A 22,642-nucleotide genomic window follows, 5' to 3' on the forward strand; every position below is an offset into this window, starting at 1 on the left:
TATGGCCGTTGATATTGCTGCGCTACGTGCGCAAAGTGAAGAAACCATTGAAGCGCTGTTAGCCGATGGTGCGCCCGATGATGAACTGTTTGTGATTGAACATCATTTAGCCAGTGCGGATTTCACCAAGCTTGAAAAGGCTGCGGTGGAATTAGTCAAAGCCGGTTATCACGTTGATGATGCCGATGAGTTTGAGCTCGACGACAATTCACGGTGGTTTGCTTTTGTGGCTGTGAGTGAAGTACGCCTCGATGCCAAACTGCTCGATATGCAAACCCAAGAAGTGGCTAAAATTGCGGATATGGCCGGGGTGGATTACGACGGTTGGGGCACCTATTGGGGCGAAGAAGACGACCTCGAAGACGATATGGATTACGACGATAACAACGATGATACCTTCTAACCCAACAGTTTAAGGATACGACCCTATGCTCGGTGATATTGGACTGATAGCAGGGGTCGCCCTGCTGATTTGGTTGGCGCTTAAAGGCGTCAATATTCTCCTTGCGGTACTGATTTCGGTGCTATTGATTGGCTTCACCAACGCCATACCGATTGCCGATGTGTTGCTTAAACACTTTCCAACTGGCCCATCTGGGGCATTTACCTTCGCCGGCAATTTTTTACTGCTGTTCTTATGTGGCGCGCTGTTTGGTCGCGTGATGGCTGCCAGTCATGCCGCACAAGGCGTCGCCATGGGCATCACCGCTCGACTCGGAGCCCGACATACCTTGCTGATTGCTATGCTGGTGTGCGCACTATTGACCTATGGTGGGGTGGTGGTGTTTGTGGTGATGTTTACCATGTACCCGATTGGCGTCACCTTGATGCGCCAAGCTAATTTACCACGGCGTTTATACGCCGCCGCCATTGCCCTTGGTGCCGGTACCTTCACTATGACTGCGTTACCCGGTACCCCTTCTATTCACAACGTGATTGCCGCCCGCAGCCTAGGCACCGACCTATTTGCCGGTGGCTGGTATGGCTTGCTTGCTGGTGCGATTATGGCGGTGCTGGGTATGTGGTACTTGCAGCAGCAGTGGCGCAAGGCCCAAGCCAAGGGTGAAGGCTATCAGAGCCATGCCAAAGACGATCAAATGGCCGCCTTAGCGCCGCGTGCTGATCAGCAATTACCGGGGCTCGGCAAATCGTTGCTACCCATTGCGGTGGTACTGTTGATCATCGTTTTACCGCGGTTGTTACAACTGGCTGAGGTACAAGCTCAATGGCTGCTATTCGCTGCCAGTCAGCCGGTGATCTGGGCCAGCATGGCATTATTGGCAGGGGTGGCGAGCTGTTATGTGCTGTTCGCACCGGCGCGGCAAAACTTTATGCAAACTATGGGGCAGGGTGCTGATGATTCGTTGCTGCCGCTTATTAACACCGCAGCGGTGATTGGCTTTGGTGGCGTGGTCATTCAAACCGCCGGTTTTCATAGCTTTGCTCAATGGTTGCTGGAATTACCTATGCCGCCATTACTGTCGGTGTTTTTCTCCGCTAACTTAATTTCTGGGGTAACGGCTTCAGCTTCGGGTGGCTTACAGATTTTTATGTCGGCACTGGCGCCGGCGTATCTCGAGGCGGGCATATCTGCTGAGGTGCTACACCGGGTTGCTAACATTGCCGCGGGTGGTTTAGATTCACTGCCGCATTCAGGCGCAGTGATTGCCTTGTTCACCTTAATGGGCTTAACCCATAAACAGGCTTACAAGGATATCTTTGTGGTGACGGTGGTGATCCCAATGATTGCCGCATTGGCGGTGGTGACCACCGCCATGCTCATCGGCTGAAGCTAATGGCCGCGCTAGCGTTATAGCGCGGCTATTTTGGCCCGTTGCAACTGCAATTGTTGCAAGGTTTCTTGGGCGTCGGCTTGCTTAGCACGCTCTTTCTCAATGACATCAGCTGGCGCTTTACTGACAAAGTTGTCATTGCTCAGTTTGCGGCTGAACAAATCCACTTCTTTTTGCGCTTTTTCAATAGCTTTATCAAGGCGTGCTAGCTCGGCTGCGGTATCAATCAAACCGGCCATAGGAATATGAATTTCCATCCGACCGACTAAGGCAGTCGCACTGGCTGGTGCTTCTTGGTCGGCGGCTAAAAAGGTCACTGATTCCAGTTTAGCCAAGGCATTGAAGAACGCTTGGTTGGCGGTTAAACGCTGTTGTGCAGTGGTATCGGCCTGCTTGACCAAAATCGGTAGCGGCTTGCTCGGTGATAAATTCATTTCACCGCGAATATTCCGTATCGCTACAATCACTTGCTGCAACCATTCCATATCGTCACGCGCGGCGGCGAAACGCTCGGCCTGAGCTTGTGGATATGGCTGTAGCATGATGGTCTCACCGCTGACTCCGGCTAGTGGAGCAACCCGCTGCCAAATCTCTTCGGTGATAAACGGCAACAACGGATGCAGCAAGCGCAGCAGCTGTTCAAGCACAGTCACCAAAGTATGACGGGTACCGCGCAGTTGCGCCTCGGTACCGTGGAATAATATCGGCTTGGTCAGTTCCAGATACCAGTCACAGAACTGATTCCAGGTAAACTCATAGGCAATGTTAGCCGCTTGGTCAAAACGGTAGGTATCAAGGGCATTGCGGAACTGCGCCACAGTATCGTTCAGGCGCGCAATGATCCACTGGTCAGCCAGGGATAGCTCCAGTTCGCCGCCTTGTTGCCCACAGTCGTGATCCTCGGTATTCATCAACACATAGCGGCTGGCATTCCACAGTTTGTTACAGAAGTTTCGGTAGCCCTCGAGGCGCTTCATATCCCAGTTGATATCACGGCCGGTAGAGGCTAAGGCCGCTAGGGTGAAACGCAGCGCATCGGTACCGTGGGCCGAAATACCTTCAGGGAATTGCTTCTCGGTACGCGCGGCAATTTTCGCTTCTAGCTGCGGTTGCATCATGTTGGCAGTACGTTTGCCCACCAGTTCATCAAGGCTAATACCATCAATCATATCGAGCGGGTCAAGCACATTGCCTTTTGATTTCGACATCTTCTGGCCTTCTTCATCACGAATAAGACCGGTCACATAGACGGTTTTAAACGGAACTTGCGGCGTGCCATCGGGGTTCTTCAAGAAGTGCATGGTCATCATGATCATGCGTGCCACCCAGAAGAAAATGATATCAAAACCAGTCACCAACACATCGGTGGGGTGGAAGGTTTTCAGATCATCGGTTTGCTCTGGCCAGCCGAGCGTGGAGAAGGTCCACAGCGCTGACGAGAACCAAGTGTCCAACACGTCATCGTCCTGGCGCAAGCTGACGTTGGCAGCGAGCTGGTAGGTAGCACGCACTTCGGCTTCATCGCGGCCAACGTACACGTTACCGCTATCGTCGTACCACGCCGGAATGCGGTGACCCCACCACAGCTGGCGTGAGATACACCAATCTTGAATATCGCGCATCCACGAGAAGTACATGTTCTCATATTGTTTGGGCACGAACTGAATCTGGCCATCTTCCACCGCCTTGGTGGCGGTAGCGGCCATTGGTGCTACTCGCACGTACCATTGGTCGGTTAAGTGCGGCTCAATAGGCACACCGCCGCGGTCGCCATAGGGCACCTTGTTGGTATGGGCGTCCACTTTATCGAGCAAACCGGCAGCGTCAAATTCAGCCACCACTAATTTACGTGCAGCAAAACGCTCAGCACCGTGGTATTGCGTTGGCAGGGTGCCGTCAAAGCCGTTGATATCAGTTAATGCTTCGCCAGTAGCGGTGAACAGGCCTGCCTGCGCGCGCACATGGGCGGTATCGTCAAACAGGGCAATCATTGGTAATTGATGGCGCTTACCAATGTCGTAATCGTTAAAGTCATGGGCTGGGGTGATTTTCACACAACCGGTGCCGAATTCTTGATCCACATAACTGTCGGCAATAATTGCAATGCGACGATTCACAATCGGCAAATCAATGAATTGACCGATCAAGTTCTGGTAGCGCTCATCGTCTGGATGCACCGCCACGGCCACATCACCGAGCATGGTTTCTGGGCGGGTAGTAGCAACCACTAAGTAGTCCAAACCATCAGCAGTCTTCGCGCCATCAGCCAATGGATAACGCAGGTGCCAAATGTGGCCCTGTTGTTCTTTGTTCTCAACTTCCAGATCTGAAATGGCTGTTTGTAGCTTCGGATCCCAGTTCACCAAGCGCTTACCGCGATAAATTAAGTTATCTTGGTAAAGCCGCACAAACACTTCTTTGACCGCATTGGAGAGGCCGTCATCCATGGTGAAGCGCTCGCGCTGCCAATCTACCGAGTCGCCTAAGCGGCGCATTTGTTGGGTGATGGTGCCGCCCGATTGCGCTTTCCACTGCCAAATTTTATCAATAAAGGCATCACGACCGAGCTCATGGCGGGTCACCCCTTGCGCGGCTAATTGCCGCTCTACCACCATTTGGGTGGCGATGCCGGCGTGGTCGGTACCCACTTGCCAGAGGCTATTAAAGCCATCCATACGCTTGTAGCGCACCAAGGTGTCCATAATGGTGTGCTGAAAGGCGTGGCCCATGTGCAAGCTGCCAGTCACGTTGGGCGGTGGGATCATAATGCTATATGGCACGCCATGACCGCTTGGTTTAAAGCAGCCTTGGGCTTCCCAGCGTTGGTATAACGCTTGCTCTATCGCTTGTGGAGAATACGTCTTGTCCATCGAAACCTTCACTTCGCCTTGTTAGGAATGCGCTGCGAGATAATCCGCAGCTTGAATCGTTTGTAAGTCTACACCGTGTTGGCGTAATTGCTTGTAGCGCTCACGCGCGGCTTGCCGCGCTTGTTCGGCGCTGGGCACAAAATCAACATACAGATTCCAGCCCTGACTGTTGCTTGGTGCGTCGGTGCAATTGACCACCATAGCGGTGCGGCGGCTGGTAACTTTGGCACCGGGCCAACACAGTTCAACGGGGGCACCATTGGCTGGGCCTTCGCCAACTAAATTATGCGGCACAAAGGCATCAACCGGCTGCTGCCACAGCGCTTGGTCTAATTGTTCAGCCTGCGCTTGGTCGGCACACCAAACCCGCACACTGCGCTGTTCACGCCAGCCTGCGGTGATGACCTGACAAAGCAGCTGGAGATGCTGCTCGGCGTTGATATTGTCCAGCACATAAAAGATGCCGTGCGCCATATTAGTCCTGTTGTCCTGCACCACAACGGTTGATTAAAAATTGCGTTAACAAGGGCACTGGCCGCCCGGTAGCGCCTTTTTTGGCGCCGCTGCGCCAGGCCGTGCCGGCCACATCTAAATGCGCCCAATGATACTTTTTAGTAAAGCGCGATAAGAAACATGCCGCGGTAATTGTACCTGCATCACGTCCACCTAGGTTAGCCATGTCGGCAAATGGGCTCTCTAAGGCTTCTTGATATTCATCCCACAATGGCAAGCGCCAGGCGCGGTCACCACTTTGTTCAGAAGCACTGATCAATTCATGGGCCAGTGGGTTGTGGCTGCTCATTAAGCCGCTAGCGTGGTGGCCCAAGGCAATGATACAGGCACCGGTTAAGGTGGCGATATCAACTACCGACTCAGGTTCAAAGCGCTCAACATAGGTGAGAGTATCGCACAACACCAGACGCCCTTCGGCATCAGTATTTAAGACTTCAACGGTTTGCCCGCTCATGGTCTTCAGTACATCACCAGGCCGATAGGCTTTGCCATCGGGCATGTTTTCGCAACCCGCAATAGCGCCAATCACATTCACCGGCAAATTCAACTCCGCCAGCGCTTGCATGGTGCCAAGTACCGCAGCCGCACCGCCCATGTCATATTTCATTTCATCCATGGCGGCGGCCGGTTTAATCGAAATACCACCGGTATCAAAGGTTAGGCCTTTACCAACTAGGACAATAGGGGCTTGATCGGCGGCGCCACCTTGATAATGCAACAGGCTCAATACTGATTCTTGCTCAGAACCACGACCTACCGCCAAATAAGCGTTCATGCCAAGCTCAGCCATTTCGGCTTCACCCACACAGCTAAAGCTCAGTTTCTCGTAGCGCTCGGCCAATGCTTGTGATTGCTCGGCAAGGTAGCGCGGGGTACAGATATTCGGTGGCATATTGGCCACGTCGCGACAAATAGTCATGCCCTTGGCGACCGCTAGGCCGTGGGCAATAGCGCGCTCACCGAGCGGCAATTCGCGCCGCGTTGGCACGTTAAATACCAGCTTACGCAATGGCCGGCGCAATTCTTCTTTGCGGGTCTTTAATTGTTGGAAGGTATACAGACCACCCTGCGCGGCTTCAACCGCTTGGCGCACCTTCCAATAGGTGTCGCGACCCTTCACGTGCAGCTCACTTAAGAAGCAAACTGCCTCCATGGAACCGGTTTCGTTTAAAGTATGAATGGTTTTTTCAATAATTTGCTTATACTGTCGTTCATCGAGTTCACGTTCTTTGCCGCAGCCAACCAGTAATACCCGCTCGCTGAGAATATTTGGAACATGGTGCAACAACAACATTTGCCCGGCTTTACCTTCAAGGTCGCCGCGCCGTAATAGGTTACTCAGGTAACCTTCGCTGACTTTATCGAGTTGCTCGGCAACTCCAGACAGGCGACGTGGTTCAAACACACCGACCACGATACAGGCTGAACGTTGTTTCTCCGGACTTCCACTTTTGACACTGAACTCCATGAGTACTCCTCGTTATGGCGGTTGACAGTATGCAGCTGCCATAGAATAATTCTTGTGAAAACGACAAGTTTACTGAAAATTCGCTGCATTTCCAGCAAAAAGCAACGTTAAGAGTGGTCACTAGTGCGTATATTTCGCTATTTAATGCGAGAAACCTTCAAATCTCAGATCGCTGTTTTAGTGGTGCTGATGACCATTTTCGTCAGCCAGAAATTTGTTCGCGTGCTTGCTGACGCTTCAGCGGGCGAAATCCCTAGTGATACCGTGATTCAGCTGCTTGGTTTAAATCTGCCGGCGCTGGCTGCGTTAATCCTACCATTAAGTCTATTCCTAGGCATTTTACTAGCGCATGGGCGTATTTACGCCGATAACGAAATGACGGTGTTGCATGCCTGTGGTGTCAGCGAATGGTATGTCACTCGCGTCACGCTGGTGCTAGCCACGCTATTGGCGTTAGTCACCGCCGCGTTAACGGTGTGGATGGTGCCGTGGTCGTTGGAACAGGAGCGCAAGGTTGAAGAGCGCGCCCGCAACGATGGTGGTCTTAGCGTGATCATGCCGGGCCGGTTTCAACAAGCCAGTAACCAAAAAGCCGTTATTTTCGTGCAGGGGCTGACCGAAACCGGTGAACTTGACGAAGTGTTTGTAGCGCAGAGTTTGCGCGATGAAAACGATAATGTCATTGGTGGCAGCGTGGTCATGGCCGATACCGGGAACGTCATTACCGGCGAGTCAGGCGCACAAAACTTGGTGTTGAACGCCGGCACCCGCTATGCCACCGAGCAATATAGCCGCGAATTGCAGGTGATGGAATTCGATAGCTATCGGTTGCAAATTAAAGAGCAAGAAACCGCAGAGTCGATTCGTAAACTGGAAGCCTTTACCATGGCTGAGTTATGGCAAGCCGACGATGCGCAAGCGCAGGCCGAATGGCAGTGGCGCATTGCTATCCCGCTGGCTATGCCGCTGCTGACTCTAATTGCCGTACCATTGAGCCGGGTGAATCCGCGCCAAGGCAAGTTCGCCCGTATGGCACCGGCGTTGTTGATTTACCTAGGCTACTTTTTATTGTTGATGGCCGCGCGCTCGGCGGTTGCCGACGGCGTCATCCCCGCTGCCATTGGTTTATGGTGGATTCATATTCTGTTGGCGTTATTCGGGGTGGCCTTGGTAGCTAAAGGGCGACCCTTTGGCATGCGCGTCATTGCGCGCCTGCGGTGGAGTCGCTAATGCTATCTATTCTTGATCGCTACATTGCCCGCACGGTACTCAACACCTCGCTGATGAGCTTGGCGGTATTGGCTGGGTTATCGTCGCTGATTCGTTTCGTTGAACAATTAAAATCTGTTGGCAAGGGCACCTATACCATTGCCGACGCCGGTTTGTTCGTGTTGTTAAGCCTTCCGCGTGACCTTGAAGTGTTTTTCCCGATGGCAGCGCTGCTTGGCGGCCTGATTGGTATGGGCATGTTAGCCAGTAATTCAGAACTGGTGGTGATGCTGGCGGCCGGGCGCTCGCGGCTGAATATCGCCAGCTCGGTGATGAAAGCTGCCGCCATCATGATGTTGGTGGTGATGGCCATGGGTGAGTGGGTGGCGCCGCAACTTGAAGCCAAAGGTCGCGAACTGCGTGCCACAGCTATTTCTGGAGGCAGTTTAATTTCGGCGCAACAAGGTGTGTGGGCCAAAGACGGCAATCATTTTGTCAATATTACCGAAGTTGAAGACACCGGGCGCTTGCGTGATATCACCATTTATCGCTTCAATGCCGCGCGTGAATTGGAATCGGTGGTGCAGGGCGCCAGTGCCAATTACCGCAGCAATGGCTGGTTACTGCGCCAAGTGACCATCACCACTCATAGTGCCGAGCGCATTGACCGCGAACAACTGGCGCAATGGCTATGGAGCTCGTCGTTAACGCCTGACAAACTTGGCGTCGTGACGGTAAAACCTGAGTCATTATCGATTCGCGGCTTAGTGGATTATTTGGATTATCTCAATGCCAATCAGCAGGCGGCAGAGCGTTATGAGCTGGCCTTGTGGCGCAAGATTCTAGCGCCGGTGACGGTGGCGGTGATGTTGCTGGTGGCGTTGTCGTTTATTTTCGGGCCATTGCGTTCCACCACTATGGGTGCACGTATTTTATTGGGCGTGATCACCGGTTTTGGCTTTCATGTCAGTAATGAAATTTTCGGCCCGCTGGCGCAGGTTTATCAATTAGCGCCATTGTGGGGGGCATTGCTACCAAGCTTGTTGTTCGCTGGTGCTGCGTTGTACCTGATGCAGCGGCGTTCCAGCTAGATCACAACTCTTTCCAATAATACAGTTGGTTGGCTTCTTTGGATAAAGTCACCAACTCGGTGCCAGCGGCATAGTCATGCCAAGCGCGGCGGTTGCGCCAGTCTACCAACACCCACAAATTACCCAAGCCAAATAAGCAGGTTAGCAGCCGAATCAACGCCTGCTTTTTGCTGATACGGCTACCATCGCGCTGTTGTACTTTGAGGCGCCAGGCGCGCATGCCGACAGTTTGCCCACTGCGCCACCAGAACCAGCCAAAGAACCAGCCCACGCACAGCACTAAATAAATACCGAATAACGGTGTGCGGTTGAGCCAATCGGCGTGCTCTTGCCCCTCAGCCAGAACCACCAGCCCACTACTGGTTAATATTGCGGCAAACACATGAGCTAGCGCCGCGGCCAACATGACAATCGCGGTACCGACCAATAGGTCATACACCCAAGCGGCGAGGCGGCGCCAAAAACTGGCGCTGGGGAAACTAGCGTGAAGGATCTGTGAGGGTGATGGGGTCATACAAAGCTCTCGTCACTGGTGCTGCTGCAATGGGCTCTATGTTACCCAAATTCCTAGCAAGATGGGAATAAACCGTTCGCTTGCTCAGGATTTAAGCAATTAATCGTTGCGAATTAGAATTCGCTTGATCAGCGCCTTTGCATGCGTATAATGCGCACATACTTCAGTACGTACCCCCTTGCCTGGGTGGCGAAATTGGTAGACGCAGCGGATTCAAAATCCGCCGTTGGAAACAACGTGTCGGTTCGAGTCCGACCCTAGGCACCACTTCCTTAAGAAACATCCTTTTAGTGCAAAAATCTGTTATGCTGAACATGTTCTGCGCAGCTATTATGCGCTGTTTATGTTTGGAGAATTATGAGCGAAACAACCGCTAACAACGCGTCTGATCAACCTGAATACGAGGTTGAGATCCCATCGCGTGAGCAACTACTTGAAGCCGTGAAAGCGCGCTTAAAACCAACCTCGTTTGAAGAAATTGTCGAACGCTTCCAGCTGACCGATGAACGTCAGCACATTGGGGTGAAACGCCGCCTGCGCGCTATGGAGCGCGATGGTCAGCTGGTATTCACCAAAGCCAATGCCTATGGTCTGCCAGACCGCATGAGCCTAATTAAGGGCCGCATTATTGGTCACCGCGACGGCTTCGGTTTTTGTAAACCTGAAGACGGCGGTGCCGACTTATTTATCCCGCACCATCAGATGTATAGCGTATTGCATGGCGATATCGTGCTGGCGCAAGAAACCGCAAAAGATGCCAAAGGCCGTCGCGAAGCGCGTGTGGTACGGGTGATTGAACCGCAGCAAAGCGATATTGTTGGGCGTTACTTTATTGAGCATGACCTCGGCATTGTGGTGCCTGACGACAGCCGCATTAATCAGGATATTTTGATCCCTGAGCATGCCAAAAAAGATGCGCGCCACGGTCAGATTGTGGTGGCCCGAGTGACTAAGCGTCCGAGCCATCGTACCTCGCCGATTGGTGAAATTGTCGAAGTATTAGGTGAGCATTTAGCGCCGGGCATGGAAATCGAAATCGCTATTCGTGAACACGATATACCGACTAACTGGTCGGCGGCGACCGAAGCTGAAGTAGCAACTCTTGCCGAAGAGGTTCCGGCCGAGGCGTATGAGGGCCGCGTGGATCTACGCGAGCTTCCGCTGATTACTATTGATGGTGAGGACTCACGCGACTTTGACGATGCCGTGTATGCCGAAGCCGAAGGTGATGGTTGGCGCTTATGGGTGGCTATTGCCGATGTCAGCTATTATGTGAAACCCAATACGGCTTTAGACAAAGATGCGTTAGAACGCGGGAACTCGGTATATTTTCCGAATTTCGTGGTGCCGATGCTGCCCGAGAAGTTATCGAACGGCTTGTGCTCACTGAACCCGCATGTTGACCGTTTGTGTATGGTGGCAGAAATGTCACTCAGTAAGAGCGGCAAGCTGGGCGAGGCGAAGTTCTACCCAGCAGTGATGAATTCTAAAGCGCGTATGACCTACACCAAAGTTGCCGCCATTTTGGCTGGCGATCCGAAATTACGCCAAGACTATGAGCCGGTACTCGGTAACATCGAAACCCTTCATAGCCTCTATAAAGTGCTGAAAAAGGCCCGCCGAGCTCGCGCTGCAATTGAATTCGAAACGTTAGAAACGCGTTTTATTTTCAATGCGCAACGCAAGATTGAGCGCATTGAACCGGTACGTCGCAACGTCGCCCATACCATCATTGAAGAATGTATGATCATGGCCAACGTAGCCACCGCACGGCTGATTGAATCCAACCCAGAGGCGGGCGCGCTGTTTCGTATTCACGAAGCACCATCCAGCGAGCGACTCAAAAGTTTCCGCACGTTCCTGGCCGAACTGGGCTTGGTGATGACTGGCGGTGACGAGCCGAGCCCGCGTGATTACAGCAACGTGCTTGAACAAATCGCCGATCGGCCTGATGCTGAGCTGATTCAAACTATGTTGCTGCGGTCCATGCAGCAAGCGGTCTACAGCCCTGATAACGCCGGCCACTTTGGCTTAGCGTTAGAGCAATATGCGCACTTTACCTCGCCGATTCGCCGTTACGCCGACTTAGTGCTGCATCGTGCCATTAAAGCGCTACTGAAAAAACAGCAGGGCAGTTCACCGGCCCTCACTGGGGCGTGGATGTATCCCGATGAACAGCTAGACCAACTCGGTGAGCATTGCTCGATGACCGAACGCCGTGCTGATGATGCCACCCGTCAAGTGGATGAATGGCTCAAGTGCGAATATATGCAAGATCATGTGGGCAGCGAGTTCTCGGGAGTGATTTCATCGGTCACTAGTTTTGGCTTGTTTATTCGCCTTGACGACATGCAGATTGATGGTTTGGTGCATATCAGCCACCTCGATAACGACTACTATCACTACGACAACGAACGGCACTTACTGATTGGTGAAAATAGCCGCAAGGTTTATCGTCTCGGCGACAAAGTGCGTGTTCGCGTGCGCTCAGTGGATCTGGATGAACGTAAGATTGACCTGACGCTGTTATCGTCTGAGAGTCCAGCGGGAGTTACTCGCCGCGTTGAGCCAATGCCACCGCGCCGTTTTGATAGCGGCCGTGCAGATAAAAAAGACAAAGGCTCACGCAAGTCAGGGCCGAAGCCATCCGCCAATTCCGGCACAAAATCCGGCACAAAGTCAGGCGCAAAATCCAGCGCTAAACCGGGTCCGAAATCAGCCTCCAAGAAAGGTCGTGGAAAAAGAAAATGAGTAAGAAGATCACAATTTTTGGGCTGCATTCAGTGCGTGCCCTGATGGCTCAGCATCCAGAGCGTTTGGTAGAATTTTATGCCACTCGCGAGCGCCAAGATAAGCCGCTGCAAGAATTGATTCAGCAAGCCCAGCAACTTGGCATTAAAGCCCAGTTTGTGCCCAAAGCCAGCTTAGATAAACGTGCCGAAGAAGGTAATCATCAAGGCGTGGTGATCACCGCATTAGAAGCGGCGGCACTGAGCGAACACGATTTACCCGATTTAGTCGCGGCAGCGGGCAAGAAAGCATTGTTTTTGGTGCTCGATGGCGTCACCGACCCGCATAACTTAGGCGCCTGTTTACGCACCGCCGATGCTACTGGGGTGACTGCAGTCATTGTGCCGAGAGATAAATCGGCATCGATTACCCCCATCGTGCGCAAAGTGGCCAGTGGTGCTGCTGAAACCGTACCCTTGGTGCAGGTGACTAATTTAGCCCGCGCATTACGCGAGTTGCAGGAATTGCAGGTGTGGATAATAGGCACCGCCGGTGAAGCGACCGATAATTTGTACGCGGTTGATTATACTGGCCCTGTGGCTATTGTCATGGGTGCAGAAGGGGACGGCATGCGCCGTTTAACCCGTGAAACCTGTGACCAATTAATCAACATTCCACTGCTAGGCACCGTTAGCAGTTTAAATGTGTCAGTAGCCACTGCCGTGTGTCTCTACGAAGTGGTGCGGCAACGCCTCGGAACCAGTGCGCATGGCGTTTAAAAATAACCCATTGCTGCGCGCGCGGCCATTAATGATTGTGGGCGCGTTGATGTTACTGCTGATGCTTGCCTGGTTGCCCACTGGCGACATGGATGCCGAGCAACGTAGCCACAAGCCGCTGTTATGGATTGTCGATAACACCGCCAGCGACAGCGATGCGCTGGTGCTCAATGTGCGCGATGATTTACAGCAGCGCTTGTCGCAACGCCATGAATGGCGGCTGGCTAAACAGCCAGAGCCGCATGTCTGGCAGCTAACTTTGCAAGTGTTCGTGGACAGCAGTCAGCAGCCCGACCAATTACGGCTTGAAGGTGAGTTACAAGCTCCGCACCAAGGTGAGCTAAAGCGCTTCGCTATTGAAGGTAAAACCGACGTAGCCGGCTTGCTGCCCGAGCAATATGTCAAAATCGCCACGCAATTACTCACTAGCGCAACAGAAACCGCCGAATAACTTGTTCTAGGCGGTTATTTCTTATATACTCCCGCGGCTTAAATCAGTCTTAGGTAGTTAACTAAACACCCAAAGCGTTCCTTGCTGTTCACGGTGCGACTGAGCCGATAGCAGCTATGAACCATAAGGAGCAGAAATGCGCAATTATGAAATCGTATTCATGGTCCACCCGGACCAGAGCGAGCAAGTACCAGGTATGATCGAGCGCTACAGCGAAACGATCAAAGCCGGTAACGGTACCATCCATCGTTTGGAAGACTGGGGCCGTCGTCAATTGGCATACCCAATCAACAAGTTGCATAAAGCACACTACGTGTTGATGAACATCGAAGCGTCAAACGAAGTTATCGAAGAGCTGGAAACTGCTTTCCGTTATAACGACGCCGTTCTGCGCAACATGATCATGCGTCAAAAAGATGCAGTGACTGAAGCGTCACCTATGAGCCGTAAAGACGAGCGTAAAGCTGAGTCACGTTACGACGAGCAGGAAGAGAGCGAAGAAGCGTAAGCTTCGGCGTGCGAGATAAACCCGACGTGGCGACATTGCACAATCAATTGGTATTAAGCGGACATGTTATCAAACCGCCCCGATTGACTCGCAGTCCAGCCGGCATTCGTCACCTGCATTTGATTGTTGAACATAGTTCAGAGCAGTTAGAAGCAGGACTACCGCGGCGCAGTTATGTGCGCATAGCCGTAGTGCTTAGTGGCGACGATGTAAACCGTTGGGATACTGAATTAACCGTTGGTAGCGCAGTGCAAGTAAGCGGCTTTTTGAATCGGCACGAAGATTCAAACGGACTGGCAAAATTAGTACTGCATGCCCAGCAACTTGTGAAGATTTGAGGAGACCATCATGGCTCGTTTTTTCCGTCGCCGTAAGTTCTGCCGTTTCAAGGCAGAAGGCGTTAAAGAAATTGATTACAAAGATATCGCTACTCTGAAGAACTACATCACTGAGAGTGGCAAAATCGTTCCTAGCCGTATTACTGGCACTTCAGCCAAGTATCAACGGCAGTTGGCGCGTGCCATCAAACGTGCACGTTACTTGTCATTGCTGCCATATACTGATTCACATCAGTAAGCTGGCGCGACGAACGATTTCGACCATCAGAGGTAGCGAACAATGCAAATTATTTTGTTAGACAAAGTCGCCAACTTAGGCAGCTTGGGTGACCAAGTTGAAGTTAAGTCTGGTTACGCCCGTAACTTTTTATTCCCGCAAGGCAAGGCTGTGCCTGCTACTGCGGCGAACGTCTCTAAATTCGAAGAGCGTCGTGCTGAATTAGAAGCTAAATTAGCTGCTGATTTGGCAGCTGCTCAACAACGTGCTGAGCAAGTCAACGCTCTAGCAGCCGTTGTAATCACCTCTAAAGCAGGTGACGAAGGTAAGTTGTTCGGTTCTATCGGTACCCGTGACATCGCTGACGCAGTAACTGCGGCTGGCGTTGCGGTGAAGAAGAGCGAAGTCTTGTTACCAAATGGCACCTTACGTGAAGTTGGCGAATACAGCGTTGAATTGCATTTGCATTCAGACGTATTTGCAACTGTCACCGTACAGGTTGTAGCTGCTGACTAATCAGCCTCTACAATAACGACAGTCATGTGCTAAAAAGCCGAGTCAGAGATGACTCGGCTTTTTTTATCCCACCAACTAAACCTTGCTAATGCTAATCTGCTCTTAAAGCTACAGACAGAATAAATCACGATTTGCTTGGGAATTTCCTAGTGCTCGACACCGATACGATTGCCGACAGTGCAGTGCAACAGCAACACGAATGGGTAACCATTGGCCGCGCGGCTGCGGGTGACGTGCAGGCATTCGAATGGTTGTATCGACAGCATGAGCGGCGTATTTACACCTTAATGCTGCGGATGTCGGCTGACTTCGCCATGGCGCAGGACCTCACTCAAGAGCTATTTGTGCATGTGTGGCAGCGGCTTGGGCAGTTTCGTGGCGACAGTAAGTTCAGCACTTGGCTGCATACCGTTGCCACGCGCTTTGCGATTCAGTATTTACGTCGGCAGCGGCCTTCGCACATCAGCATGGTGGATAGTGAGAGTTGCCAGCAGTTGCAGCAACAAGTAAGTGACAGCCCAGTTGATTTGACGCTACTGGATCAGTTAGCGGCACGGCTGCCGATGCAAATGCGTTGGGTATTCGTGTTGCACTGTCTCGAAGGGCAATCACATCAGCAAATTGCTGCTGAATTAGGTATCGCTGAGGGCACCAGTAAGGCGCATTTGCATCACGCTCGTCAGCAGTTAGAGGAGTGGCTTGAACATGACTGAACCATCGACAACTCCGCGTTTAGATGCACTGTTGCAGGCGCAGCAGCGCCAACCCACTAGCTATCAACCGCAACAAGATGGTTGGCCGGCGCTGCAACAACGGCTCATTGAACAGCGCCAAACTGACAGTCAAAGCCCGCGCGCACCAGCATGGTGGCACTGGTTGGTCGGTACCGCCGCAGTATTAGTGGTCGCGGTGACCGTATTCAGTGCTAACCACTATACGCGTACCGCCGAACCGACGAATCAACTGCTGGTGCTATTGAGCACCCTCGAGAACCATCAACAGCAGCAACGCGAGCTGGTACGAGGAAGTTTTCAGCAGGTGGGTTATAACCCAGCCGGTGCTGTTGTGGACACCGAGGTTGCGCAGTTACAGCAAGCGGCTGAAGAAGTCGCGAGCCAATTGCGTCGCGACCCAAATAATCAGGCACTGTGGGAGATGTTGCAGTGGCTGCATCAACAAGAATTGCAATTGCTGCGCGATAGTTATCAACGCAGTGTCACTTGGTACGATGTGTAATTAATGGAGATTGACGTGAAAAACTATAAATTTATCGTAGCGGCATTACTGCTTTTTTCACCTTGGGTGAGTGCCAAACAAAGCTTACCGCATAGCCTGGATGTTCCGGCCGATGTGCGGGTGGTGGTGGAGAATATGCGAGGTAAGGTGCAAATACGCGGCGTTGACGGCACCAAAGCGGCTATTCGTGGTGAAGTGGATAAGCATGCGGAAGACTTTATTGTGGCGCTAGACGGCAACACTTTGACGGTGAAAGTGGTGATGCCTAAACGTGGGAATTACAACGATGACGATGGCTCGGACTTGGAGATTCAGTTGCCACGTGGGGCTTCAGTCGAAGTGCGCGGTATCTCGATGGATGTATCGGTCAGCCAACTAAGTGGTGCAACGTGGGTCAGTACGGTGAGTGGTGATATCAAACTGAATCGGCTGAGTGGCGCGGTGCGGGTTGAGACTGTGTCGGGTGACATTGATGATCGCGACAACACCAGTCCACAAGTAAGTTATAAAAGTACCAGCGGTGACATCAAGGTGCAAAGTAGTAGTGACGATGTGACCCTTGAAACGGTTTCTGGCGACATTGAAGGGCGTTTGGCAGCAGTTAATCGGCTGGCGACCAACACCGTCAGCGGCGATATCGAAGTAGAACTGCAACTCAACCGCCAAGCAACCTTAACGGCTAACGCGGTCAGTGGTGATATCGCGGTGAAACTTAAAGGTGAAGTACATGCTGATTTGAGTTTGCAAGCAAATGCGTCTGGGACCATTCATAATGGCTTGAACAATCAGCCAGTGGTTAAGCCACAGTACGGTCCCGGCGAACAGTTGCATACCAAAGTTGGCGACGGCACCGCCCGTGTGCGCGTCAACACCATTAGCGGCGATATAAAAATAGATAATTAAAATCAAACAACTAAGAAGTGACTCTCGGCAAGTTCGGGGGGTGTCATAAAAAATCCGAGTCGGTTAGCGACTCGGATTTTTTCGAGACTGTAAAATATTAGGTCTGAAAGCCGTTATTCGATGAGCGCTGAGATAGTTGAGAGTAAAGTTGTAAATTCAGTTCTTACCAATGCAGTTCATGTTCTCGATTACTTCCATGGTCTTTTTTATTTAACCCAAGCAGAAATTTATTACATTAATATATTGTTATTTTATGTTTACTTTCATGGTTATTTGCTTTAGTTTTCAGAAACAGACCTAAAATTCAGGAAGATAACCGCTGAAAACTCTACAAGGATGTATTCTTTTTCTGGCTTCGGCACTTGCTCTGGTTTCGTCGCCCACTTCTGCACAAACAGGCTGTGATGAGCCGATGCTGATGATGTCCGAAACATCGACAGCAAGTATGAGCTGTGAGCCAGTAGTGCAACCAGGCCCTGTGAGTTCAATATCCGCTTCGCCCTCGACCAGCACTGACGGTAACTTTACGGTATCATGGTCTGCGGCCGCAAATATGGTCACCAGTGGATTCAATGCCTGGGGATATGAGTTAAAGGAATTTAAGAGTGGTGTACTTACGCAAACACTCACCGTCTCTCCGACACTAACTAGCTATAACTTTACCGATAAATCTAATGGTTCGTACCAGTATCAGGTCAGAGGCTGTAATCTAAATCAGGGCGTTCCAATTTGCGGAACCAGCAGCAGCCTGAGTAATACAGTTACCGTTACCCTTACTGTTGGCACGCCAAGCTCGATTTCAGGACCTGCTTCTGTCGATAGCGATGGGGCCTATACGATTTCCTGGGGCTCATCATCCACTCCCTCCGTCACCTATAAACTAGAAGAGCGCTTTAAAGCGTATGGCTCAACCACATACCAGAGCTGGGCTGAAATCTATTCGGGCACCGGTCTTTCAAACGCGGTCTCTGGTCGTGCTGACGGGGATTGGGATTACCGAGTACGGGCCTGTCATACCTCCGGCTGTAGTGCTTATGGAGCCTCCTATACCGTAACCGTTGTACACCCAACGCCGCCGGCGCCTTCTGAGGTAACCGCGCCTGTTGAAACATCGCAATCAACTTACCAGGTGAGCTGGACTGCAAGTACATCGTCTTACGCCGATAGCTACCAGATCTCAAACCGCCATGAATCCGGGGCTTGGTCAGCTTGGGTAAACGCGACCGGCACCTCGACCCATGTCACGGTGGATCAAAGCGGAAACTGGACGCACCGGGTTATTGCATGCAATACCCTGCCTAATGGCAGCAAGAAATGTAGTGATACACCGCGGGTATCAAATAGTGTGCATGCGCAGTTGCCAGCGCCATGGGCACAAACCGGCGGTAACGTTTCGGATGATTTCTCAGGAGCGGTAAGCGGTCTGTCTCATGATCCTGAAATCGGCGCAGTCCAGGGCGCGCCAAGTGTTTCTGGCGGTGCAGCCAGCTATCATTTACCGATAGCGGTTCCGCCGGGCAGAAGCGGAATGACGCCATCGGTTGCACTCAATTACTCATCACGTAGTGGCAACGGAATTGCTGGGGTGGGTTGGGGTTTATCTGCAACATCAGCCATTCACCGCTGTGCAGCGACTGTCGCGCAAGATGGCTATCGCCTTGCGGCAAACCTCAAAGTGAGCGACAAACTCTGCCTTGACGGACAGCGATTGATGCTGGTGAGCGGCATCTACGGTCAATCGGGCGCCGTATACCGAACCGAGCAGGATACTTTCGCGAAAGTGACACAATCCGGCAGCCTGAACAGCTCTTCGTCGTTCGCAGTGCACTATCCGAATAATAAAACGGGATATTATGGAACCACAACGGACTCACGTCAGTTCCCCTCGGGCAGCACTATTATCGCACGCTGGGCAATTGCCCAGGAGCAGGACGCATCCGGAAATACCATCGAATACCGTTATTCAAGTTTAGTTGCCGGTGAGCACCTATTACACGAGATTCTGTACACGGGCTATAACGCGACCCCTGGCACCCGTAAAGTCAGCTTTTTCTACGAGAGCAGGCCTGACACCTCCCGTAGTTGGCTTGGTGGCGGGCTGTCCCAAAGCACCAAACGGCTTAAATCTGTTGAAACTTCAGTTAGCGGCACACCCGTGCGCGAATACCGGCTAAATTACAGCGTGAGCGCTCATACCAGCCGGTCATTACTCACCTCGGTGACGGAGTGTGCGGATGGTTACTGTCTACCAGCGACGCAGTTTTATCCCCATGATGTGCCAATGACCTGGCAAGCGACTGATTCAAGTAGCTCCAGTCATCGGGCGGTGACCCCCAATGGAAATACGGCTGGTTTAGATCGCGTTATACAAAAGGATCTTAATGGGGACGGTGTGCCTGAAGCTCTCTATATGCACGCGCAGTTTGATGCGAATGACCAGCTAACCGGATTTAATGTTCAGGTGTACTATCAAAACCCTTCAACCGGCGCTTATTCGCTGGCGTACGATGGCCTTGATGATGCCACCGATATTGGTAACGGGATCTATCACTATGACAGTGGGGATTTAAATAGTGATGGCGTGACCGACTTTTTTATCGTTGATGGTAGCGGCAATGTATCGCTGTATCAGTTTGATGAAAACCTTCAGCCGCTGCCGCTTATCAGTACGAATTTAACCGTACCACAATCCTTTATAACCTCGCCTGCTTTTGTCGGAAATACACTACAACTCGTTGACGTGACCGGTGATGGGCATCAGGACGTGGTCTACGCCGATACCAATAATGTGCTGTACTATTTCCGTAATTTAGGTGTGACGAGCGGCAATCCGGAGTTTACCGGGCCACACTCCTTATTGACACTGAATACGTACTATTTCAATGGCACCAAGCGCCAAAGCCCAAGCTTTATGGATGTTGATGGCGATGGCGTCATGGATATTGTTTTAACGTGGCAAAATGGCGTACAGAGTAATGTGATTGATGTCGCTTTTGGCACGGTAACAACGACCGGCACCTATCAGGTTGGAACACCCTACAGTGCCACGCAACTTGGGTTACCAGCCAATAACTTTTATAACGCGCATAGCTTTGCGGATGTGAATGGGGATGGCTTGGTCGACTTTGTTCGCCCGGTAAAAGTATCGGGGGTCTTCGATTGGGCTGTTCGTGAAAATAAAGGAAACCGGACCTTTGGTACCGAAGTCCGAATCGGTTCGGGGCTTGGTATTCATGAGCATTTAACCATGGACGAAGCCGGCTACCACTATATGCGTATTCAGCCGATATGGGGCAAAGGACTTCGTATCGCTGATATCGACAGTGATGGCGCTGATGAGCTTATCGTTGCCACTAGTAGCAACGATGATGTCTGCGTTGAGTTTATCGGCAATCCGAACTCCAGTGGCAGCTTTGAGCCTTATGGGCTAATTGTATGTAACGATGCGATGCACGCCCTTAAGGCAGAGCTTTATAGCCATCCTGGTATGGAAATCGACATTGACTTTGGTCGTTATGACATTCGTCGCTTTAACTGGAGTGTTATTGATATCGCGCAGACATCATCCGGCCTTGGGGTGAGTCGAATTGTCAGTAATGTTGTGCAGGCGCCGATGCTGTCATTTGTCGACTTGTATGGCAATTATACGTCTGGCCTTAATATTGCCGATGTTAACAATGATGGGTTTAACGATTTTGCTTATACAGTAATGGCCAGCTACTCGCAGAGCGCAGGTTTTGGCGAGCATATGACGGTGGCGGGTATGAACTATTACATGGCTACACTTGGGGTCAGCCATACCTCATCAAGCTCATCTGTCGCTGGTGGTTACTACGAGCAACTCAACGATGCGACGATCGGCATGAACGCCGGCAAACTTGTCGATACCACCAGTGAAGTCATCAACGGTCTCGGACATACCTATCAGTGGCACTACAGCCCTCTGTCGCGCCCGTTAGCAAGTCGCGCTGGCGGAGCCTTCTATTCGGTTCCCGGGTTTGGCCCAGATAATGCACGCTATGTGACCGACGATTTGAACCGTGAGCATTTTTATTTCACCTCATCGATGTATGTTGTTAGCGATACACTGGAGTCTAATGGCATCGGTAGTCTTAATGCAACCGAGTACAACTACCGTGAGGCGGTTTACAACAGTGCTGGCCGGGGCTTCCAGGGATTTCGTCAAATCATCGTGGATGATAAGGCGCGCGGCAACCGCGCGGTGAGTACTTTTCATCAAATATTCCCGTTCGCGGGAAAACTGGAATCCGTTCGGACCTGCCTTGTCAGTGATGGCAACCTGTGTACACAACCGCTTGCCGAGAGCTCCTATATTTACGACGTTAAAAATACAGCGAATGCATCGGTTAAATGGGTCTACCCATCCTTACAAACCGAACGGCTGTTTGACTTAAACAGTCGCACAACCGAGCTCAATAAAAAAATAACCACCATTGCCGCTGCGGACGTAGATAGCTTTGGTAACGTCAAAAAAGTCACGATGGTGACTGATAATGGTTTTCATGAAGTTCAGACGACCGTCATAGCAGCGTTTGATAGCACCTACACAAGTGGCAGCTCCTGGTGGCCGCATAAGCTAAGCACTCAGGCCAAAACGACTCAAACCATTAGCCGCAACACAACGGTTGCTGCTAACATCCTATCAGGAACCGATGCGGCGCGAACAACCACAACAGTTTATAGCTACGACAGTGAGGGCATTACGCATCGCAAACCGACGCAAGTGACGATATCAGCAAGTGATACGACCAAAACACATCAGGTGAGCCACGTACTCAATAGTTACGGTCTGCCGAACAGCACCACACAAGTTGGTTCGGGCAGTGGTAGCGACCTGGCCCGCACCACAAGCTTTGGCTACAGCAGTGATGGTTATTTTGTTACAACAGTGACCAATGATAAAGGTCATGTCAGTAACCGCTCAACCTCTGTAGAGCATGGCCAGCCCCTCACTGAAGCCAACGCCAACGGTACGACGGTCAGTTTTACCTATGATCCATTCGGGCGCATGACCAGCCAGAGCGTCCCTGGCGGAAGAACGATAGAAACAGGCCTTATATCCTGTGCCTATAGCTGTGAAAGCTCAGCCGCTGCGTACTATCGCTTTACCCAGCAAGAAGGCAGTCAGCTGCATAAGGTGTTTTACGATTTGCTGAATCGCGAGCGCATGACGGCTGTGACCGGCTTTGGCGGACCGACGGTCTATCGCTGGGTCGACTACAATGCGCGCGGAAATAGAACCTTTGAGTCGGTTCCTTCGCACAGTATTGGCAGTACCGAGGGAACAACCTTTGTTGCTTTTGATGCACTAGGGCGTGTGACCCGCAAGGAAACCGATCGAGCTGAAGGCGGCTGGCTGACGACTGACTACATCTACAGTGGGCACACTACAACGGTTGAAGCGAACGATGGGATCACGCTCTTTATGAGCCGTACACATGGCGGGGATGGCACTCTTATCCGCACCCAAGACGCGCTTAATGGC

General features: G+C 51.7%; 19 protein-coding genes and 1 tRNA gene. 16 read left to right on the forward strand and 4 right to left on the reverse strand.

The features are described 5' to 3' along the window. Nucleotide 1: 1 nt before the first annotated feature. A complete protein-coding gene (gene rraB, locus EFO84_RS03175) occupies nucleotides 2-403 on the forward strand; it encodes a ribonuclease E inhibitor RraB (RefSeq protein ID WP_127346628.1) in 402 nt (133 codons plus the stop codon). Between the two features lie 25 nt (nucleotides 404-428). Next, a complete protein-coding gene (locus tag EFO84_RS03180) occupies nucleotides 429-1,790 on the forward strand; it encodes a GntP family permease (RefSeq protein ID WP_127346629.1) in 1,362 nt (453 codons plus the stop codon). 20 nt (nucleotides 1,791-1,810) lie between these two features. Here the strand turns inward: EFO84_RS03180 and EFO84_RS03185 are convergent, their stop codons facing one another. Genes EFO84_RS03185 through pepA form a run of 3 tightly spaced genes read right to left on the reverse strand, consistent with a single transcriptional unit; the run spans nucleotide 1,811 to nucleotide 6,644 of the window. Then, on the reverse strand, nucleotides 1,811-4,663 hold the full coding sequence (locus EFO84_RS03185) for a valine--tRNA ligase (protein WP_127346630.1): 2,853 nt from the start codon (nucleotides 4,661-4,663) through the stop codon (nucleotides 1,811-1,813). A 21-nt stretch (nucleotides 4,664-4,684) separates the two neighbouring features. After that, nucleotides 4,685-5,137: a DNA polymerase III subunit chi gene (locus tag EFO84_RS03190; protein WP_127346631.1), complete on the reverse strand. Its 453-nt coding sequence runs from the start codon at nucleotides 5,135-5,137 to the stop codon at nucleotides 4,685-4,687. 1 nt (nucleotide 5,138) lies between these two features. Continuing rightward, a complete protein-coding gene (gene pepA, locus EFO84_RS03195) occupies nucleotides 5,139-6,644 on the reverse strand; it encodes a leucyl aminopeptidase (protein ID WP_127346632.1) in 1,506 nt (501 codons plus the stop codon). A 123-nt stretch (nucleotides 6,645-6,767) separates the two neighbouring features. Between pepA and lptF the strand changes: the two genes are divergently transcribed. Both lptF and lptG read left to right on the forward strand, forming a co-directional pair. Continuing rightward, a complete protein-coding gene (lptF, locus tag EFO84_RS03200) occupies nucleotides 6,768-7,874 on the forward strand; it encodes an LPS export ABC transporter permease LptF (RefSeq protein ID WP_205701929.1) in 1,107 nt (368 codons plus the stop codon). Beyond that, entirely contained in the window at nucleotides 7,874-8,944 is a 1,071-nt protein-coding gene (gene lptG / locus EFO84_RS03205) for an LPS export ABC transporter permease LptG (protein WP_127346633.1), read from the forward strand. Before lptF ends, lptG begins: the two co-directional genes overlap by 1 nt. 1 nt (nucleotide 8,945) lies before the next feature. Here lptG and EFO84_RS03210 read toward each other — a convergent pair whose 3' ends face one another. Beyond that, a complete protein-coding gene (locus tag EFO84_RS03210) occupies nucleotides 8,946-9,458 on the reverse strand; it encodes an RDD family protein (protein WP_127346634.1) in 513 nt (170 codons plus the stop codon). 180 nt (nucleotides 9,459-9,638) lie between these two features. Here EFO84_RS03210 and EFO84_RS03215 point away from each other — a divergent pair. The 12 genes from EFO84_RS03215 to EFO84_RS03270 all read left to right on the forward strand — a co-directional run. Then, nucleotides 9,639-9,725: transfer RNA gene (locus tag EFO84_RS03215), tRNA-Leu, on the forward strand. Between the two features lie 90 nt (nucleotides 9,726-9,815). Beyond that, a complete protein-coding gene (rnr, locus tag EFO84_RS03220) occupies nucleotides 9,816-12,209 on the forward strand; it encodes a ribonuclease R (RefSeq protein WP_127346635.1) in 2,394 nt (797 codons plus the stop codon). Continuing rightward, complete coding sequence (gene rlmB / locus EFO84_RS03225; RefSeq protein ID WP_127346636.1) at nucleotides 12,206-12,967, forward strand: 23S rRNA (guanosine(2251)-2'-O)-methyltransferase RlmB; 762 nt, start codon at nucleotides 12,206-12,208, stop codon at nucleotides 12,965-12,967. The genes rnr and rlmB overlap by 4 nt, the downstream gene beginning before the upstream one ends. After that, nucleotides 12,957-13,418: a hypothetical protein gene (locus EFO84_RS03230; RefSeq protein WP_127346637.1), complete on the forward strand. Its 462-nt coding sequence runs from the start codon at nucleotides 12,957-12,959 to the stop codon at nucleotides 13,416-13,418. The genes rlmB and EFO84_RS03230 overlap by 11 nt, the downstream gene beginning before the upstream one ends. A gap of 136 nt (nucleotides 13,419-13,554) precedes the next feature. Next, complete coding sequence (rpsF, locus tag EFO84_RS03235) at nucleotides 13,555-13,926, forward strand: 30S ribosomal protein S6 (protein ID WP_127346638.1); 372 nt, start codon at nucleotides 13,555-13,557, stop codon at nucleotides 13,924-13,926. A 26-nt stretch (nucleotides 13,927-13,952) separates the two neighbouring features. Further along, nucleotides 13,953-14,264, forward strand: a complete 312-nt coding sequence (gene priB / locus EFO84_RS03240; protein WP_240642636.1) for a primosomal replication protein N — start codon at nucleotides 13,953-13,955, stop codon at nucleotides 14,262-14,264. Between the two features lie 10 nt (nucleotides 14,265-14,274). After that, a complete protein-coding gene (gene rpsR, locus EFO84_RS03245) occupies nucleotides 14,275-14,502 on the forward strand; it encodes a 30S ribosomal protein S18 (protein WP_006956988.1) in 228 nt (75 codons plus the stop codon). A 42-nt stretch (nucleotides 14,503-14,544) separates the two neighbouring features. Continuing rightward, on the forward strand, nucleotides 14,545-14,997 hold the full coding sequence (gene rplI, locus EFO84_RS03250) for a 50S ribosomal protein L9 (RefSeq protein ID WP_127346640.1): 453 nt from the start codon (nucleotides 14,545-14,547) through the stop codon (nucleotides 14,995-14,997). A 149-nt stretch (nucleotides 14,998-15,146) separates the two neighbouring features. Continuing rightward, complete coding sequence (locus EFO84_RS03255; protein WP_205701930.1) at nucleotides 15,147-15,710, forward strand: RNA polymerase sigma factor; 564 nt, start codon at nucleotides 15,147-15,149, stop codon at nucleotides 15,708-15,710. Beyond that, nucleotides 15,703-16,233, forward strand: a complete 531-nt coding sequence (locus EFO84_RS03260) for a hypothetical protein (RefSeq protein WP_127346641.1) — start codon at nucleotides 15,703-15,705, stop codon at nucleotides 16,231-16,233. Before EFO84_RS03255 ends, EFO84_RS03260 begins: the two co-directional genes overlap by 8 nt. 15 nt (nucleotides 16,234-16,248) lie before the next feature. Beyond that, nucleotides 16,249-17,136, forward strand: coding sequence for a DUF4097 family beta strand repeat-containing protein (locus tag EFO84_RS03265; RefSeq protein WP_164742366.1), 888 nt, complete (start codon nucleotides 16,249-16,251; stop codon nucleotides 17,134-17,136). A 553-nt stretch (nucleotides 17,137-17,689) separates the two neighbouring features. Next, nucleotides 17,690-22,642 (forward strand): FG-GAP-like repeat-containing protein (locus EFO84_RS03270; protein WP_205701931.1); only part of this gene is annotated, 4,953 nt, incomplete at its 3' end.

Origin of the sequence: Pseudidiomarina mangrovi (genome assembly GCF_003999375.1) — a bacterium.
Lineage (GTDB): Bacteria > Pseudomonadota > Gammaproteobacteria > Enterobacterales > Alteromonadaceae > Pseudidiomarina > Pseudidiomarina mangrovi.

What these genes read in the sequence shown, in the direction of transcription:
- rraB (WP_127346628.1), top strand. Translation starts at nt 2, where the DNA reads ATGGCCGTTGATATTGCTGCGCTACGTGCGCAAAGTGAAGAAACCATT.
- EFO84_RS03180 (WP_127346629.1), top strand. Translation starts at nt 429, where the DNA reads ATGCTCGGTGATATTGGACTGATAGCAGGGGTCGCCCTGCTGATTTGG.
- EFO84_RS03185 (WP_127346630.1), bottom strand. Translation starts at nt 4,663, where the DNA reads ATGGACAAGACGTATTCTCCACAAGCGATAGAGCAAGCGTTATACCAA.
- EFO84_RS03190 (WP_127346631.1), bottom strand. Translation starts at nt 5,137, where the DNA reads ATGGCGCACGGCATCTTTTATGTGCTGGACAATATCAACGCCGAGCAG.
- pepA (WP_127346632.1), bottom strand. Translation starts at nt 6,644, where the DNA reads ATGGAGTTCAGTGTCAAAAGTGGAAGTCCGGAGAAACAACGTTCAGCC.
- lptG (WP_127346633.1), top strand. Translation starts at nt 7,874, where the DNA reads ATGCTATCTATTCTTGATCGCTACATTGCCCGCACGGTACTCAACACC.
- EFO84_RS03210 (WP_127346634.1), bottom strand. Translation starts at nt 9,458, where the DNA reads ATGACCCCATCACCCTCACAGATCCTTCACGCTAGTTTCCCCAGCGCC.
- rnr (WP_127346635.1), top strand. Translation starts at nt 9,816, where the DNA reads ATGAGCGAAACAACCGCTAACAACGCGTCTGATCAACCTGAATACGAG.
- rlmB (WP_127346636.1), top strand. Translation starts at nt 12,206, where the DNA reads ATGAGTAAGAAGATCACAATTTTTGGGCTGCATTCAGTGCGTGCCCTG.
- EFO84_RS03230 (WP_127346637.1), top strand. Translation starts at nt 12,957, where the DNA reads ATGGCGTTTAAAAATAACCCATTGCTGCGCGCGCGGCCATTAATGATT.
- rpsF (WP_127346638.1), top strand. Translation starts at nt 13,555, where the DNA reads ATGCGCAATTATGAAATCGTATTCATGGTCCACCCGGACCAGAGCGAG.
- rpsR (WP_006956988.1), top strand. Translation starts at nt 14,275, where the DNA reads ATGGCTCGTTTTTTCCGTCGCCGTAAGTTCTGCCGTTTCAAGGCAGAA.
- rplI (WP_127346640.1), top strand. Translation starts at nt 14,545, where the DNA reads ATGCAAATTATTTTGTTAGACAAAGTCGCCAACTTAGGCAGCTTGGGT.
- EFO84_RS03260 (WP_127346641.1), top strand. Translation starts at nt 15,703, where the DNA reads ATGACTGAACCATCGACAACTCCGCGTTTAGATGCACTGTTGCAGGCG.